A 13,996-nucleotide genomic window follows, 5' to 3' on the forward strand; every position below is an offset into this window, starting at 1 on the left:
ATCAGCTCCAGGAAGCGTATTTGATGATTAAAATCAATGTTGTTTCTTCCAACAGCGTAGCGCCCGCACCGCCTCTGTCGGCGGTTTTCGGCCGTGAGCCGAAGACCCTGGGCCGTAGCGAAGAAAACCATTTTATCCTACCGGATTTCCGCAATTACGTTTCCCGCACTCAGGCTGCGGTTAAAAGCGATGGCGTGCAGCACAAGATTACCAACCTTAGCCGCGCCAATCCGATCCTACTGAATGGCCACGAGATCAATCCCGAGTGCGAATGCGATTTGCAGACAGGCGACGAAATCCAGATTGGACTTTATTTGTTGCGCGCCGAAGCGCAGCCCAACTTAATGAAAGATAGCCCGGACATGAGCAGCCAGAGAGAGCATGCAGCGATCAACCCAAACCAGTTCACCGACATTCCGGAGGCGCTGCCGAGCGTTTCGGAAAACCGCAAGGCGGCAGCGACGCAGCCGAACCTGGAACTGGTCGCCGGCACCGGTAGCACTGCCAGTACACCATTGCAGGGCCTGGCCGCAGAGGAAAAACCCAGCGCTGCAGCAGATCCGGCCAGGCACGCCGACAACCACGCGCTGATCCTGGCCTTCATGAAAGGTGCAGGCCTGCCGGCCGGAGCCTTGGCGCCCGTGCTGACGCCGGAAATGATGGAAACCGTCGGCAGGCTGCTGGCGACGGCGGTGCAAGGCACGATTGATCTGAACGCATCGCGCGCGCTGGTCAAGCGCGAAGCCCATGCCGATGTGACCAAGGTGGTAGTCAGAAACAATAATCCGCTGAAATTCTTTACCGATAGCCAAGACCGTACTGATCCAGATGCTACGCAAGAAAATGCCGGGCTTCATGGGCGCTAACGAAGCCATGCGCGACGCCTACCAGGATTTGCATGCGCATCAGTTCGGCGTGGTATCGGGCATGCGGGCAACCATGCACGAGATGGTCCAGCGCCTCAATCCTGAGGTCATAGAAAAGCGCCAGAAACCGGCGGGATTTCTGGAGTGGTTGATGCCGGCGGCACGCAAGGCCAGGCTGTGGGATGCGTATGTCGCGTGCTTCCAGGACATCGTCGACGAAGCGTCGGCCGATGAATTCCAGGTGCTTTTCGGGAAATCTTTTTTACAGGCCTACGAACGCAAGGTCGAGAAAATGAAGAAAGAAGGGCGGCATAACTAGAGGGGTGAGCAAGCAACGAATTTCAGCCAGTCCTTGCGCAATCACCCCGCACAACGGTTTATACAGGGCTATGCGCGGCAATGGCTGAGCCCGATGTGCAGCGGTTAACACACGGCGGCGGATCGGTGAACAGATTCTATAAATCACGCTCTATAACGGCATGCCATGTGCCGTCATTATCACGGCCCTGTATGACGCAATGCCGCGCTAGCAAACTGGTGAAATATCAAGCGCACCAGTATTTAACCAAGCGGTACCCAACTGAATATGCAAAACCTCAAGCCGATTGAGTCTATGGAAGCAACAGCGGCAACAGCGGCAACAGCAGTAACGGCTGTCGAAAACTGCTTACCAAAAGGCACACGTCTGGCTGACTTTGAAATCATCGGCGTCATTGGCGAAGGTGGGTTTGGCATCGTCTATTTCGCTTTTGACCGCTCGCTGCGCCGCATGGTGGCGATCAAGGAATACATGCCGGGCGCTTTTGCCGGACGCGGCCCGGACCAGAAAGTGGTGGTGCGCTCGCAGCGTCACCGCGAAACTTTTACCGTCGGCCTCAAGAGTTTCATCAAGGAAGCGCGTCTGCTGGCGCAGTTCGACCATCCGGCGCTGATCAAGGTCTACCGCTTTTGGGAGCAAAACAATACCGCCTACATGGCGATGCGCTATTACGACGGCCGCACCCTGAAAAGCGTGGTGCAGAACTCACCGGCACAGATCACCGAAGCCTGGCTTAAAAGCATGCTCAAGCCGATGCTGGAAGCGCTGGCGGCAATGTACCGGGCGCAGATTCTGCATCGCGCCATCTCGCCCGACAACATCATGATCCAGAAGAGCGGCGAAGCGGTACTGCTGGACTTCGGCGCTGCGCGCCAGATCATCAGCGACATGCCGCATTCGCTAACGGTCATCCTCAGGCCCGGCTATGCGCCGATTGAACAGTACGCCGACGACGCCCTGATGGAACAGGGGCCATGGACCGACATCTATTCGTTATCTGCGGTCATTTACTTTGCCATCGTCAAGACTACGCCGCCGAGCTCGGTAGCGCGCATGATCAAGGACCCGATCACACGCTTGCAAAATGGCGACTATCCCGGCTTCAGCAAGGAATTTCTGGCGGCGATCGACAAAGGTCTGGCGCTAAGGCCGGCAGACCGGCCGCAATCGATTGAAGAATTCCGTCAATTGCTGGATCTGGAATTATCGCTGCCGATGCCCGACGTTGACCTCGCCACTCCGATCTCTTTACACCGCCAGGGCAAAAAATCGTCAGGCAGCACGGCATCGCCCGCAGCGCTGCCGCAAGCCGCGATGACGAAGAATTTATTAGGTTCGCACTTACGCTGGGCGAGTGCCGCTGCCATCTGCGCACTGGCAGGCGTTGCCTTTTTTCTGTTTCAACCAAGCCCTGAGCCAGATGTTATTCCTATCGTAGTTCATCCGGGCAGGGTGCCGCTGCCGACCGCGGCCATCGCAACCGAATCGGGATTGGCGGCAAACTCCGCTGAGCAGGTACTCGATGACGAAACAATGGCCTGGGAGACCCTGAAACAACAAGATAGCGATGCCACACCACGGCAAGCCAATGCCTTTATCCAGAAGTACCCGGACGGAAAATACCGCGCACAGGCGCGTGGCCGTTTATCAGAGGCGCACACCGGGGGCGTGCCAGAGAATCAGAATGCCGCGGCACCGATGGACGCCAAGCCAGCCGAGGCCAGGCTGGCTGACTCTACCGGTATCGTCACGCTAGCCATCAAGCCTTGGGGTAAGGTTGTGGTGGACGGCAGCACCAAAGGCGTCACGCCGCCATTGAAGAAACTGGTTCTGGCCGAAGGCAAGCATCAGGTACGTGTGATGAATCCCAACTTTCCTGAGCACGCCGTAGAGATCAATGTGACGAAGAAAAAGCCAGGTCAAATCGATTTCGATTTTTCTTCCCCGGCAGCTCTGTCAACAAACAGCCATTAATCAATCAGGCCGCTCAATGACGATAATCTTCGGCCATAGCGGCGGCGCCGCTGCTGCCACCGGCGCTGACCGAGGGTGTCGCCCTCTACAACGACGGCAATCATGGCGGCGCCATCAAGCGCCTCGCCAACGCTCAGGAGATCTGGTCGGCAGATCCGGCTTTCCAGAGCCAAGCATTGAAATACATGGCCTTTAGCTATTGCGTAACGTCCAGTAGAAAACTGTGTCGACAGCAGTTTGAAAAAGCGCTTAAGCCGGATCCGGATTTCGATCTGACGTCGGGACAAAAAGGCCATCCATGCTGGGGGGCGGTCTTCAATCAAGCCAAAAAAGCAGCGGCAATCAAGGCCGCCAACGCAAAGAAACCGGCCGCAGACAGGCTGGCACTAGGTTTTTGATTCTAATCGTCGCGATAGTCGCGCTATTTGAGTGATACACCGCAACTTTTCGGGTAAATTCCATGCAGTAGCCGACATTTTAAAATGTCGCGGCCTGTTAAAAAAACGCTAAGAACCCTCATGCCCCATCCCGTCTACCCGCACCTGCTGGCCCCGTTGGATCTTGGTTTCACCACGCTGAAAAACCGTGTGGTCATGGGCTCGATGCATACCGGCATGGAAGATCGCTTCTTCCACTATGCCAAGCTGGCTGAATATTTCCGCGCCCGTGCCAAAGGCGGCGTCGGCCTGATCGTCACCGGTGGCATCTCACCCAACCGCCAAGGCTGGCTGCTGCCTTTCGGCGGCACCATGAACAGCATCGGCGATATCTTCAATCATCGCCGCCTGACCAGAGCCGTGCACGAAGAAGGCGGCAAGATCGTGATGCAGATCCTGCATTCCGGGCGCTACGGCTATCAACCGCTGGTGGTCTCGGCCTCGGCTATCAAATCGCCGATCTCAATGTTCAAACCACGCGCGCTGACCGAACGCGGGATTCAATCCACCATCAATGCCTATGTGCGCAGCGCGGCACTGGCGCAACGCGCCGGCTACGACGGCGTTGAGATCATGGGCAGCGAAGGTTATCTGCTCAACCAGTTCTTGTCGCCCCGTACCAATCGCCGTCAGGACCGCTGGGGCGGCAGCATTGAAAACCGCATGCGGCTGGCGATTGACATCGTGCAACGCATGCGGGCGGCGGTCGGCAAAAATTTCATCATCATGTATCGGTTATCGCTGCTCGATCTGGTCGAAAACAGCAACACCGGCGACGAAGTCGTCGCGGTAGCGCAAGCGCTGGAAAGCGCTGGCGTAACGCTGCTCAATACCGGCATCGGCTGGCACGAGGCGCGCATCCCGACCATCGTCACCTCGGTGCCGCGCGGCGCCTTCCGCGCCGCCACGGCGCGCCTCAAGCAAGCGGTCAGCATTCCGGTCATCGCCTCCAACCGCATCAACACGCCGCAAGTCGCCGAGCAAATTCTGGCCGAAGGCGATGCCGACATGGTATCGATGGCGCGGCCGTTCCTCGCCGATCCCGAATTCGTCTTGAAAGCGCAGCAAAACCGCGCCGACGAAATCAACACCTGCATCGCCTGCAACCAGGCCTGCCTCGACCACACCTTCCAGAACAAGCGCGCCACTTGTCTGGTCAACCCGCAAGCCTGCCACGAAACCGAACTGGTTTATCGCCCTGTCGTCAAAGCGCGGCGCATCGCCGTCATCGGCGCCGGCCCGGCCGGTCTGTCGGCGGCCAGCGTCGCCGCCGAACGCGGCCACCAAGTCACCCTGTTCGAAGCCGCTGCGCAAATCGGCGGCCAGTTCAATATCGCCAGGCGGATTCCCGGCAAAGAAGAATTCAACGAAACCATCCGCTACTTCCAGCACCGTCTAAAACGCAGCGGCGTCGAACTCAAGCTGAACCAACGCGTCAGCCGCGAGCAATTGCTGGCGCAAGGTTTCGACGACATCATCGTCGCCACCGGCGTCTTGCCGCGCAATCCGCGCATTCCCGGCATCGACCATCCGATGGTGCTATCCTACCTCGACGTGCTGCAACGCAATGCAGCGGTCGGCAAACGCGTCGCCGTCATCGGCGCCGGCGGCATCGGCTTCGACCTCTGCGAATTCCTGCTGCACGACCCGCACCTGGCGCTACCAGTACCGATTGCCAACTGGATGAACGAATGGGGCGTCGATCCGCTGGCCACCCAGGCCGGCGGCCTGCGCCAGCCCGAGACAGTGGTGCCGCTGCGCGACATCCATCTGTTGCAACGCAAGCAAAGCAAAGTCGGCGCAGGTTTAGGCAAGACATCAGGCTGGGTGCATCGCAGCGTCATGCAACGCAACCGCGTACAGATGCTGACTGGCGTCGATTACCAATGCATCGATGACCAAGGCCTGCACATCCGTATCGGCGGCGAACAGCGGCTGCTGGCGGTCGACAACGTCATCATCTGCGCCGGTCAGGAATCGCAGCACGACCTGGTGCCGTCGGAACGCCTGGCGCCGGGCAAACCCGGCGCACCAATCAAGACCAAACCGCAGCAAACCGGCACTCGCTATCACGTGATTGGCGGCGCGTCGTTTGCCAGTGAGCTCGATGCCAAGCGGGCGATACGGGAGGGGGCGGAGTTGGCGGCGGGCTTGTGAGAAATTGCTTGTGTTCATTAAAGTCGGAAGGGGGCGATCCACGCTAAGACGTGAAATGTGTCCTTGCAACAGATCTGACCCCATAGCCTTTTGCTGGTTCTCGGGCCACGTCGCAACTTCTAGCAATATTACAGTACAAGGTAACTACCGGATAAAGGAGCGCCCGTTGTGACGCCAGACCATTTTCTCGCCGCGATCCTGGCCAATCCGATCAATCGCATTATCCTCGATCGCTGGGATGCGCTGGCGCTCCCGGATGCGTGGCTGGTCGCAGGATGCCTGTTCCAGACAGTCTGGAATCTGCAAGCCGGCCGCGCGCCGGAAGCCGATATCAAAGACTACGACCTGTTTTACTTCGATGCCGACGATCTGAGTGAGGCGGCCGAGCAAAATGTACAGGCACGTGTGGATGCTTTGCTGGCCGATCTGGGAGTCAAGATTGAAGCATCGAACCAGGCGCGGGTACATCTTTGGTATGAATCATACTTCGGTCATCCTTACGAGGCGCTGCATAGTACCTGCGATGGCATTGATCGCTTTCTCATTCCCGCGACCTGTGTTGGCGTCCGCCCAGGCTCCATCTATGCGCCAAACGGACTAGCCAAATTGTGTGACGGCGTACTGACGATGAATCCATTGATACCTCACCGCGATTTGTTCGAACGTAAGGCAGCGTCGTACCAGGCGCGCTGGCTGTGGCTTCGGATTCGGTAGACTTGAATGGCGGCGTCAATACAACCTCAGCAGTCGAGGACTGCGCGTAAATTACCCAAGGCTGCGCGACAAGCGCCGCTTCAGACGCGCAAACGACTACCCCCGCGCCACCGCATCAATCGCCAACGCACTCGCATCCTCAGCCCCATGTCCGGCCGCAATCAGCTGATCCATTCTGGCGGCAACCGCAGGTAACGCCGCCATTGGCCGGTCGCCTGTGGTTTCCAGCATCAGGCGCACATCTTTGCGTGCCATCGCCAGCTCGAAGCTTGGGGTGAAATTGCCTTTTGCCATATTCACGCCGCGCACTGCGACCATTGCATTCAGGTCCAGCAGGCTTAGTAGTTTGACGGCGCCTTCGCCTTGGACATCGCTTGCCTGCGCCAGTGTGAGAATGTCGGCCATGACGGCGGAGAGGCCGATGATCATGGCGTTGCCGAAGAGTTTGTTGGCGGCCGCGAGGTCGGCGCGTTCGCCGAGGTATTCGAGGCGCGTGGTCATGTTGGCGAGCTCTGCCTGCACCGTTTCGAACAGCGCTTTCGGGCCGGCGACCAGCATCGAGCCTTGCGCCGCGCGGGCAGCTGCCGGGCCCATGAAAACCGGGCAGTGCAGATGGTTGATGCCGGCCGCATGCAGGCGCTTGGCACGTTCGGCGGTCAGTGCGGGTAGCGTGGTGGCGTGGTCGATCAGGATGGCCTCAGGCGACAGTCCGCTGCGTGCTGCCGAGATGACTTCTTAGACGATGGCATCGTCTTTCAAGACGATATGCACTCTGGATGCGCCACGCACGGCGTCGGCGGGCGTCGCTGCTGCCGTGACGCCGAACGGCGCCAGGGCTTGTACTTTATCGATGGAGCGGTTCAATGCGGTGACTGTGTCGCCGCGTTTTGCTGCGGCTTCTGCGAATGCGCTGCCGAGCAGCCCGGTGCCGAGAAAAGCGATAGTTGCCATGATCGTGTTCCTTTCAAATGACGCTTGCGTTGAGATATCAAGCAGAGCGTTGAAATATAACACCTGAACCATCTGGCAGTTTGACGTCGCTGGTTTTGCGGCGGCTTTGCCGCCGCTGTGCAATGGCCGACGCTACTTTGGTAACCATTTCGGTAACGCCGGCGATTTTGCTTACTTGGCGACGCTCTTGCTTTTGATATTGCAATTTTCTTTCAGGAACTGCAGCGCGCGGGCGTATTTGGGGTCACTGTCGTCGTCCAGATATTCCTCTGCTTCCGGCAGGAATTCGTCTTGCCACAGCGATTGCAGGTTGTCTTTGATCTCAAACGGCGCGGCGCTGGCGATGAAGGCGCATACGGCGTCGCTGTCGAAACCATGTTCACGGACGTGGCGGATCATGGCTCTGGCTTCGGTATCGGAGATTGCCGTCTTGGGCTTGGCGCCGCAGGCGATGCACATGAATATCGTCAAGCGCGAGTAAGGATCTTCCTTGCCTTTGGTGACCTTGTGCCATTCTTTGGAGACCAGCGCATCGAAGTTATCCACCTCGTCCAGAGCGCCTTCCTGGAGGAAGTAACGTGCCTCGATCTGGTTGAGCAGGAGGTCAAGCGGCAGGGTTTGATCGGCCAGCAATGGGGCGTCGTGTTTGTCGATTTCACGACGGATTTTTTCGGCGATATCGCGATGCGTCGGCGGCACGTCGTCGAGCAGCGTTTTGGCAATCTTCCATTTGCTGCCGGGCTTTTGCTGGCTGCGGATCTTGTCGATCAGGCGGGCGAAGCCGAGGCGGCTGGGGAATTCTTCGGCATCGCTCAGGCGCACCAGCAGCGCACTGCGGATCACCGCTTCGGCGCCGATGAAATCGAGATCGGCACGCGCCAGACCAAGATCTTTGGCGAACCATAAGGCCGCTGCCAACACCGCTGCGGTTTCCTCGCGGGCCTTGCGCTCCTTGCGATAGGCGGCCAGAGAAAACGGTTTGGCCAGCGTCCGCTCATCTTGAAATTCTTTCTGTCCCTGACCTTTGGTATCGCCGAAGACCGTCGAATCGGGCATCGCGTGCAGCGCCTTCAACATCTCGTTGCCGCCGCGCGAATGCGACAGAAACGTGTTGTCGCGCAACGATTCCGCAGCTTTTTGCAGATCGCCGTCGAAGGTGTGCTCCAGATAAAGGCTGACCAGGTTGACCACGCGCAGGCGGGCGTTTTCCAGATCGGTTTGCAGATGGCTGGTGCCGAAGAATGCGGCGACCTGCACCGTGCCTTTGGCACCGTCGGCGATAATGCTGCGGCACTTCGCCTGATCGAGAATATGATGCTTGATGCCGTGACTGAGCGCCTTTTCAAAGAAAGGGCGCTTGTCGATGACTTGTAGTTTCCGGAGTTGGTCGGACATGGGATGCTTGAATGCCTGGAACGGTTAAAACGATGCTTACAGCGCCGACTCTTCGCCCGGATCGACAACGCCCGGCGTCGGCTTGGCGCTGGTTTTGTGGGATGCTGGTGCGGATGGTTGGTGGCGATCCGCTTGATCCGTTTGATCCAACTGCTGCTGTTCCAGCATTTCCAGTTCCGCCTCGCGCCGCAGGCGTTCCTTCAGGCGTTTCTTCAGTACCGGCCAGATTTGTTCGAACATGTCCGGGTGCTCGTGCTTGAGCAGCCAGGTCAGTTCTTTCCAGTCGCGGTCGCTGACTTCGGCCTTGTCGACGGCATCGCCTTCTTCGGTGCGGTTGACGTTGAAGGTATCGTAGATAACGAAATGCACCACTTCTTCATCGCGCTCGGAGAGGTAATCGATCAGCGCTTCGCAGCCGCCGTCGACATCGCCGATGGCTTCGATGAACTCACCGGTCTGGGCGTCGTCGCGAAACAGCACCGCATTGATCATGCCGCGCAGACGAACGTGGCTATGATCGCCATATAACCGCTCCATGACGACCGCACGCGCGAACTGTTCCGGTGTTACCAGCAGATTGACGACCGACTCTTTCGAGGTATCGTATTCGCGGATCACGGCCAGCAAGTCTTTCGGCGGCAAGGTCTCCAGCGCCGCGACCAGCGCGTAATCGCCTTCGGTTTCGGCCAGGCTGACCAGTGCGGATTCGGCCCCGGCGATGTCGCCGTTGCGGATCAGGTTTTCTGCTTTTACTATGAGCGCGTTTGTCATGGATTCAATATGTGAAAAATTTTCCGGTTCTTAGCCAAGGCGCTCAAAGCCTTGTTCTTCGAGCCAGTCGGCGCCTTCAACTTCCAGATCGCTGCCATTGTCGTCGTCATCGTTCTCGACGCCTTCAACCGCATCGTCGGACTCGCCATACGCGGACTGGTTATGCGTACCCTGATAGTTGCCGTTGCTTTTCTCGTACAGATATTCAAGGCAAACCGTGGTGATCAGAAAGCGCTCGCCGCCCGGTTCCTGCAAGGCGATGTCGGCCAGCTTTTGTGCCCAGGATTCGAATTGCACAGCGTCGGCGACATCGGCCCAGGAGGGGAAATCGTCAGGTTCGTCGGACGGCAGCATGACCAGCAATTGCGGGTTGACGAAATCGATGCTGCCGTGAAAAGCCACGGAGACCATTTCTGGATCGGTGTCGATCATCGGCATCATCAGCGCAAACTGCGCGCGCTTGCTTTTCAGGCGCGACGTCAGGATGTCGTTGCCTTCGGAATCGCTTTGCAAGTCCTCGATTTCGGCCTGATAAGCCTTGGTCAAGTCCTCAAAAAAAGAAGATAGCATCATTGCAGAACCTTATTGATATAGGTAGTCCAGATTTGTTCGGCGCTTTCCAGCGGGTTTTCCAACAGGCTGCGTCGGCGGTTCTCGTCGTACTCCTGCCGTTTTACCGTATCCGACAACAGATCATAGGCTTCCTGCACCTCGCGAAACCGCGCCGGCGCATCAGGCGAGGCATTGCGGTCCGGGTGAAACTCCGATGCTTTCTTGCGGTAAGCGCTTTTCAGCGCGCTGAGCGCTGCATCACTGTCTATGCCGAGAACGGCGTAATAATCCTTCATGCGTCCTCACACGTTGGTAGCGGCGATCGGCGGCGGATCGTCTTTGTTGCATATTGGGAATGCTTGCTGGGTCAGCGTTTGTTGCCGAACGCATACAAACGCTTCTGGAGAGAGGGCAGAGGATACACCAGCGGCGGCATTAAGTCGATGCCTGGGCGCCGCCAAAACGCTACGCTCAGGGGCCCGGCAAGGAGCGGCCGTAAGCTGCCTGCTGCGCTACAAATCCGCTGAATCCATCCAACAGCGGCAGATACTTCTCGGGAAGCCGTTCCAGCTGCATCAATGCGTGGCAAGTCGCTTCCAATGTCGACAACTGCCCGGGCGTATGGGCCTTGCGTATCAGATAACGCGACGGCGGCAGATCGCGCAGTGCCAGCCTTGGCAATTGCTGTAACAGTGGATTCAAATACAACATCTTGCGGCTCTTGCGCCAGGTGCCGTCCAGCACTATCAGCCGTAATTGTGCCGGTTCCTGCAACAACGCTTGATCCAGCAGCGGCGGCATGGTTAACGGCAAGCCGGGGTCTTCAGGGCTCTCCGGGTATAGCAGTATGTTGTAGAGCGGCGCAGCCGGATTGGCCAATGGTGCCTGCAAGCGCGCCTTTAGCTCTGCTGCGGCAAAGGTTTCGCCAACCATCACCTGACTGCGCGGCAAGCTCAGGTTGAGCAGGCGCACACTGCCTTTGGCGTTATCGACCTCCAGAGGATGTTGCAAAATCAGCAGCTCGACGGCGTTTTCTGTCGGCCTGATCCATTCACAGATGCAGGTCCGCTGCGGGCGGCGGCAAATCGGGCAAATCGGGCGTTTGACAGGTTCTGGCTGCTTCATGGCACAAACAAGTTGGGACTGCGAAAATACGCAGCATGGCGGCTTTGGCTGGCACCGTTCATGCCTGTTCAGATGGCGTCGGGAGTGGCGTTAGCACCGGCGTCAGCGCCGGGATGCTCTGCTGCAGCATGCACACTTCTTCGTGCAGCCATTCGCGCAAGGCTTGCAACGGCTTCCAGTCGCGCAACGTCGGCGGGTAGACCAGGAAGTAGGATGCATACCCGGCGTCCGGCTGCAGCCTTTGCTCGGATAAGCGCACCAGCAGGCCATCGCGTAGTGCATCTGCGACCATGAATTCGCGTCCCAGCGCAATCCCCAAGCCCTGTTCCGCAGCCTGCAACATCAAGCCGGCGTCGTTGAAGCTGGCAACCGGATTGCTGCGCAGTTTAAGACCGCCTTCACGGAACCAGCGATCCCACAAATCGGCATCGCCCAGCAGCGGTTCATGCGCCAGCGCGGCAATGCTGGCACCTTGCAGCCGGCGCGCCGTGGCGGCACAGGCTACCGGCACCAGCGGGCTGTCCAGCAAGCGTTCGTCGCTCAAGCCGGGCCAGCCGCCACGGCCCTGGCGCAGCCCGGCATGAAAACCTTCGCGCTGCAGATCCATGACATGCTGTGACGAGTGCAACTCCAGTGCGATATCAGGATGACGCTCGCGCCAGCGCTGCATGCGCGGCAACAACCAGCGTTGTAAAAAGGAAGGCATCACCGTCAGCCGCAAACGCTGGTGGTTGCCGACAGCGGTGGCAGCGGCCGCCAGCATGCCGGCATCGAGTTGCGCCAGCGCCGATTCAACGCTGCACAACAGCGCCTGACCAGCGTCGTTCAAGACGATACGGCGACCGCGCCGTTCAAACAAAGCAAAGCCAAGTTGTGTTTCCAATACCCCGATCTGCTGGCTGACTGCGCTGTGGGTCAGATGCATTTCAACCGCGGCGGCGCGTAAATTCTGCAGGCGCGCGGCCATGCGGAATACAGGCAGGGTGTGCAGTGGCAGTCGGCTCATGCTGGTAAGCATAGCTGACCAAGGTGGTTAGAACAAGTCGTTTCTCTCCGGGTTCTTGGTCGGTTACTCTAACCAGTATCGAAGCAGCGTTACTTGCCATCGAAACCACCAAGGGAGCACAGCATGAACTACGCAATGACAACTTACCAAATCAATACTTTGCCGTCAGTCCAATCGCCGGCCCCGCAGTCGCGCTCGGCAGGTGTGCTGCGGGCCTGCGGCCGGGCCACCAGACAAATTTACGCATGGTGGCAGCAACGTCTGGCCGTGCCGACGGTGCTGTCGCGGATTGAGATCGGCGGCATGAGCGATCATCTGCTGCGCGATATCGGTTATATCGATGCGCGGCCGCAGCGGGGGCAATCGCACCGGCATCATTAAATTGATTTTGGGGCGGTAATAGTTGCGGTAGTAACAAATCCGCGTGCGCCCTGCATGCCACCGGTATGTATCGCCAGCACCCGTTCATCATCGCCGAATGCTTGTGCCTGCTGCATGCGCCTGATTGCGTGGAATAGCTTGCCGGTGTATACCGGCTCTATCGGCAGATCAAAGGCCTCTGAAAATTCGCCGCAAAACCGGCGCAACTCGCGCGGCGCCTTAGCATAGCCGCCGTGATGTGCATCGGTGATCAGTTGATAGTTTTGATAAGCCGGATAGCCTGCCTGCTGCAACAAGCGGGCGATTTCCTGATGCAGATAGTCGGCGTTTTTCAGCACCGCAATACCGACCACCCGGCTACGCCCGCGCAAGCCCGCCAGGATCCCGGCCAGCGTCGCGCCGGTGCCGCAGGCGAGCATGATCACTTCCGGCATGAACGGCAATTCATCCAGCAGTTCGGCAACGCCGCGCAACGCCTGCGGCGCGCTGCCGCCTTCCGGCAGCCAGACATGGTTGGCGTCGATGGCATCGAGGTGGTGACGCCAGGCTTGTGGATCTTCACGCAGTTGACGATAGTCGTCGCGCGAGACAAAGCTGATTTGCATGCCAAGCCGTCGGCAATCATCCAGCGTTGCGCTATGCGTACCGATGGCACCGCGCACCAGCGCCTTGGTCGGCCAGCCGCCAAGCGCGCCGGCATGAGCCAGCGCGTGCAGATGGTTTGACCACGGGCCGCCCATGCTGACCCACACCGGTTGCCGGTCTTGCCAGGCCTGCAGCGAATATTTCAGTTTGCGAAATTTATTGCCGGACACTTCCGGGTGCAGCAAATCGTCGCCCTTGACCCACACCTTGCGGCCCAGGAAAGCCGTGCTGTCGATGAGTTGGCAAGGCGAGGCAGAATCAGGGAAGGGCATTGGCGCAGTACTTTAAGTAGCAAGGCTTTTAAATCGGCTGCACATCGCGCGCCGCCTCGGCAATCAACTCATAGGAGTGCAGGCGTGCCTGATGATCGAACACATCCGAGACAATCATCAATTCGTCGGCGCCGGTGCGCAACAGGAATCTCTCGATGCCGGCGCGCACGGTTTCTGGCGAACCGATGATCGAACAGGCCAGCATCTGCGATGCCTGGGCTTTTTCCAGTGGTGACCAGTAGGTTTCGATATCGTCAATCGGCGGTTTGCTCAGGCCGCGCACGCCACGCTGCATGTCGGTGAATTGTTGGCGCTAATTGAATCTTGACCCAGCCTGCTGATTGAAATGTGACCCAGGGCTGGTCGCTGCGTTTTGAGTTAGCAGCTGTGGATAAGTCTATCAAACAGTTGGTGTTGAAGCACTCCTTTTT

Annotated in this window: 15 protein-coding genes and 1 pseudogene; 7 read left to right on the top strand and 9 right to left on the bottom strand. The window is 58.5% G+C overall.

The features are described 5' to 3' along the window. Positions 1 to 23: 23 nt before the first annotated feature. The 6 genes from ACIQ0R_RS02300 to ACIQ0R_RS02325 all read left to right on the top strand — a co-directional run bounded on the left by ACIQ0R_RS02300 (position 24) and on the right by ACIQ0R_RS02325 (position 6,467). Complete coding sequence (locus ACIQ0R_RS02300) at positions 24 to 866, top strand: type VI secretion system-associated FHA domain protein (RefSeq protein WP_395823288.1); 843 nt, start codon at positions 24 to 26, stop codon at positions 864 to 866. Further along, positions 829 to 1,185: a type VI secretion system-associated FHA domain protein gene (locus ACIQ0R_RS02305; RefSeq protein WP_395823290.1), complete on the top strand. Its 357-nt coding sequence runs from the start codon at positions 829 to 831 to the stop codon at positions 1,183 to 1,185. Before ACIQ0R_RS02300 ends, ACIQ0R_RS02305 begins: the two co-directional genes overlap by 38 nt. Before the next feature lie 267 nt (positions 1,186 to 1,452). After that, the gene (locus tag ACIQ0R_RS02310; protein ID WP_395823292.1) at positions 1,453 to 3,159 is read left to right on the top strand and encodes a protein kinase; all 1,707 of its coding nucleotides are present in this window, start codon (positions 1,453 to 1,455) and stop codon (positions 3,157 to 3,159) included. A 113-nt stretch (positions 3,160 to 3,272) separates the two neighbouring features. After that, positions 3,273 to 3,557 (top strand): TssQ family T6SS-associated lipoprotein, encoded by a 285-nt coding sequence (locus ACIQ0R_RS02315; RefSeq protein ID WP_395823315.1) that lies wholly within the window; start codon positions 3,273 to 3,275, stop codon positions 3,555 to 3,557. A 120-nt stretch (positions 3,558 to 3,677) separates the two neighbouring features. Continuing rightward, entirely contained in the window at positions 3,678 to 5,753 is a 2,076-nt protein-coding gene (locus ACIQ0R_RS02320) for an FAD-dependent oxidoreductase (protein WP_395823294.1), read from the top strand. A 168-nt stretch (positions 5,754 to 5,921) separates the two neighbouring features. Beyond that, a complete protein-coding gene (locus ACIQ0R_RS02325) occupies positions 5,922 to 6,467 on the top strand; it encodes a nucleotidyltransferase family protein (RefSeq protein WP_395823296.1) in 546 nt (181 codons plus the stop codon). A gap of 96 nt (positions 6,468 to 6,563) precedes the next feature. Here the strand turns inward: ACIQ0R_RS02325 and ACIQ0R_RS02330 are convergent. The 7 genes and pseudogenes from ACIQ0R_RS02330 to ACIQ0R_RS02360 all read right to left on the bottom strand — a co-directional run bounded on the left by ACIQ0R_RS02330 (position 6,564) and on the right by ACIQ0R_RS02360 (position 12,279). Further along, a pseudogene (locus tag ACIQ0R_RS02330) lies at positions 6,564 to 7,490 on the bottom strand (NAD(P)-dependent oxidoreductase). A 99-nt stretch (positions 7,491 to 7,589) separates the two neighbouring features. After that, positions 7,590 to 8,813, bottom strand: a complete 1,224-nt coding sequence (locus ACIQ0R_RS02335; protein ID WP_395823298.1) for a hypothetical protein — start codon at positions 8,811 to 8,813, stop codon at positions 7,590 to 7,592. Positions 8,814 to 8,849: 36 nt separating this feature from the next. After that, positions 8,850 to 9,584, bottom strand: coding sequence for a hypothetical protein (locus ACIQ0R_RS02340; RefSeq protein WP_395823300.1), 735 nt, complete (start codon positions 9,582 to 9,584; stop codon positions 8,850 to 8,852). 30 nt (positions 9,585 to 9,614) lie between these two features. Then, complete coding sequence (locus tag ACIQ0R_RS02345; RefSeq protein WP_395823301.1) at positions 9,615 to 10,157, bottom strand: hypothetical protein; 543 nt, start codon at positions 10,155 to 10,157, stop codon at positions 9,615 to 9,617. Beyond that, positions 10,154 to 10,432, bottom strand: coding sequence for a DnaJ domain-containing protein (locus ACIQ0R_RS02350; RefSeq protein WP_395823303.1), 279 nt, complete (start codon positions 10,430 to 10,432; stop codon positions 10,154 to 10,156). The genes ACIQ0R_RS02345 and ACIQ0R_RS02350 overlap by 4 nt, the downstream gene beginning before the upstream one ends. 175 nt (positions 10,433 to 10,607) lie before the next feature. Then, a complete protein-coding gene (locus ACIQ0R_RS02355) occupies positions 10,608 to 11,261 on the bottom strand; it encodes a tRNA-uridine aminocarboxypropyltransferase (protein ID WP_395823305.1) in 654 nt (217 codons plus the stop codon). Positions 11,262 to 11,319: 58 nt separating this feature from the next. After that, entirely contained in the window at positions 11,320 to 12,279 is a 960-nt protein-coding gene (locus ACIQ0R_RS02360; RefSeq protein ID WP_395823307.1) for a LysR substrate-binding domain-containing protein, read from the bottom strand. Between the two features lie 111 nt (positions 12,280 to 12,390). Between ACIQ0R_RS02360 and ACIQ0R_RS02365 the strand changes: the two genes are divergently transcribed. Then, complete coding sequence (locus ACIQ0R_RS02365) at positions 12,391 to 12,648, top strand: hypothetical protein (RefSeq protein WP_395823309.1); 258 nt, start codon at positions 12,391 to 12,393, stop codon at positions 12,646 to 12,648. Here the strand turns inward: ACIQ0R_RS02365 and ACIQ0R_RS02370 are convergent. Next, a complete protein-coding gene (locus tag ACIQ0R_RS02370) occupies positions 12,645 to 13,565 on the bottom strand; it encodes a 1-aminocyclopropane-1-carboxylate deaminase/D-cysteine desulfhydrase (RefSeq protein ID WP_395823311.1) in 921 nt (306 codons plus the stop codon). The two genes, ACIQ0R_RS02365 and ACIQ0R_RS02370, sit on opposite strands and share 4 nt — an antisense overlap. A gap of 28 nt (positions 13,566 to 13,593) precedes the next feature. Beyond that, positions 13,594 to 13,860: a hypothetical protein gene (locus ACIQ0R_RS02375; RefSeq protein WP_395823313.1), complete on the bottom strand. Its 267-nt coding sequence runs from the start codon at positions 13,858 to 13,860 to the stop codon at positions 13,594 to 13,596. Positions 13,861 to 13,996: the final 136 nt, after the last annotated feature.

This window comes from Collimonas sp., assembly GCF_044339385.1.
Lineage (GTDB): Bacteria > Pseudomonadota > Gammaproteobacteria > Burkholderiales > Burkholderiaceae_D > Collimonas.

What these genes read in the sequence shown, in the direction of transcription:
- ACIQ0R_RS02300 (WP_395823288.1), top strand. Translation starts at nt 24, where the DNA reads ATGATTAAAATCAATGTTGTTTCTTCCAACAGCGTAGCGCCCGCACCG.
- ACIQ0R_RS02305 (WP_395823290.1), top strand. Translation starts at nt 829, where the DNA reads ATGCTACGCAAGAAAATGCCGGGCTTCATGGGCGCTAACGAAGCCATG.
- ACIQ0R_RS02310 (WP_395823292.1), top strand. Translation starts at nt 1,453, where the DNA reads ATGCAAAACCTCAAGCCGATTGAGTCTATGGAAGCAACAGCGGCAACA.
- ACIQ0R_RS02320 (WP_395823294.1), top strand. Translation starts at nt 3,678, where the DNA reads ATGCCCCATCCCGTCTACCCGCACCTGCTGGCCCCGTTGGATCTTGGT.
- ACIQ0R_RS02335 (WP_395823298.1), bottom strand. Translation starts at nt 8,813, where the DNA reads ATGTCCGACCAACTCCGGAAACTACAAGTCATCGACAAGCGCCCTTTC.
- ACIQ0R_RS02340 (WP_395823300.1), bottom strand. Translation starts at nt 9,584, where the DNA reads ATGACAAACGCGCTCATAGTAAAAGCAGAAAACCTGATCCGCAACGGC.
- ACIQ0R_RS02345 (WP_395823301.1), bottom strand. Translation starts at nt 10,157, where the DNA reads ATGATGCTATCTTCTTTTTTTGAGGACTTGACCAAGGCTTATCAGGCC.
- ACIQ0R_RS02350 (WP_395823303.1), bottom strand. Translation starts at nt 10,432, where the DNA reads ATGAAGGATTATTACGCCGTTCTCGGCATAGACAGTGATGCAGCGCTC.
- ACIQ0R_RS02355 (WP_395823305.1), bottom strand. Translation starts at nt 11,261, where the DNA reads ATGAAGCAGCCAGAACCTGTCAAACGCCCGATTTGCCCGATTTGCCGC.
- ACIQ0R_RS02360 (WP_395823307.1), bottom strand. Translation starts at nt 12,279, where the DNA reads ATGCTTACCAGCATGAGCCGACTGCCACTGCACACCCTGCCTGTATTC.
- ACIQ0R_RS02365 (WP_395823309.1), top strand. Translation starts at nt 12,391, where the DNA reads ATGAACTACGCAATGACAACTTACCAAATCAATACTTTGCCGTCAGTC.
- ACIQ0R_RS02370 (WP_395823311.1), bottom strand. Translation starts at nt 13,565, where the DNA reads ATGCCCTTCCCTGATTCTGCCTCGCCTTGCCAACTCATCGACAGCACG.
- ACIQ0R_RS02375 (WP_395823313.1), bottom strand. Translation starts at nt 13,860, where the DNA reads ATGCAGCGTGGCGTGCGCGGCCTGAGCAAACCGCCGATTGACGATATC.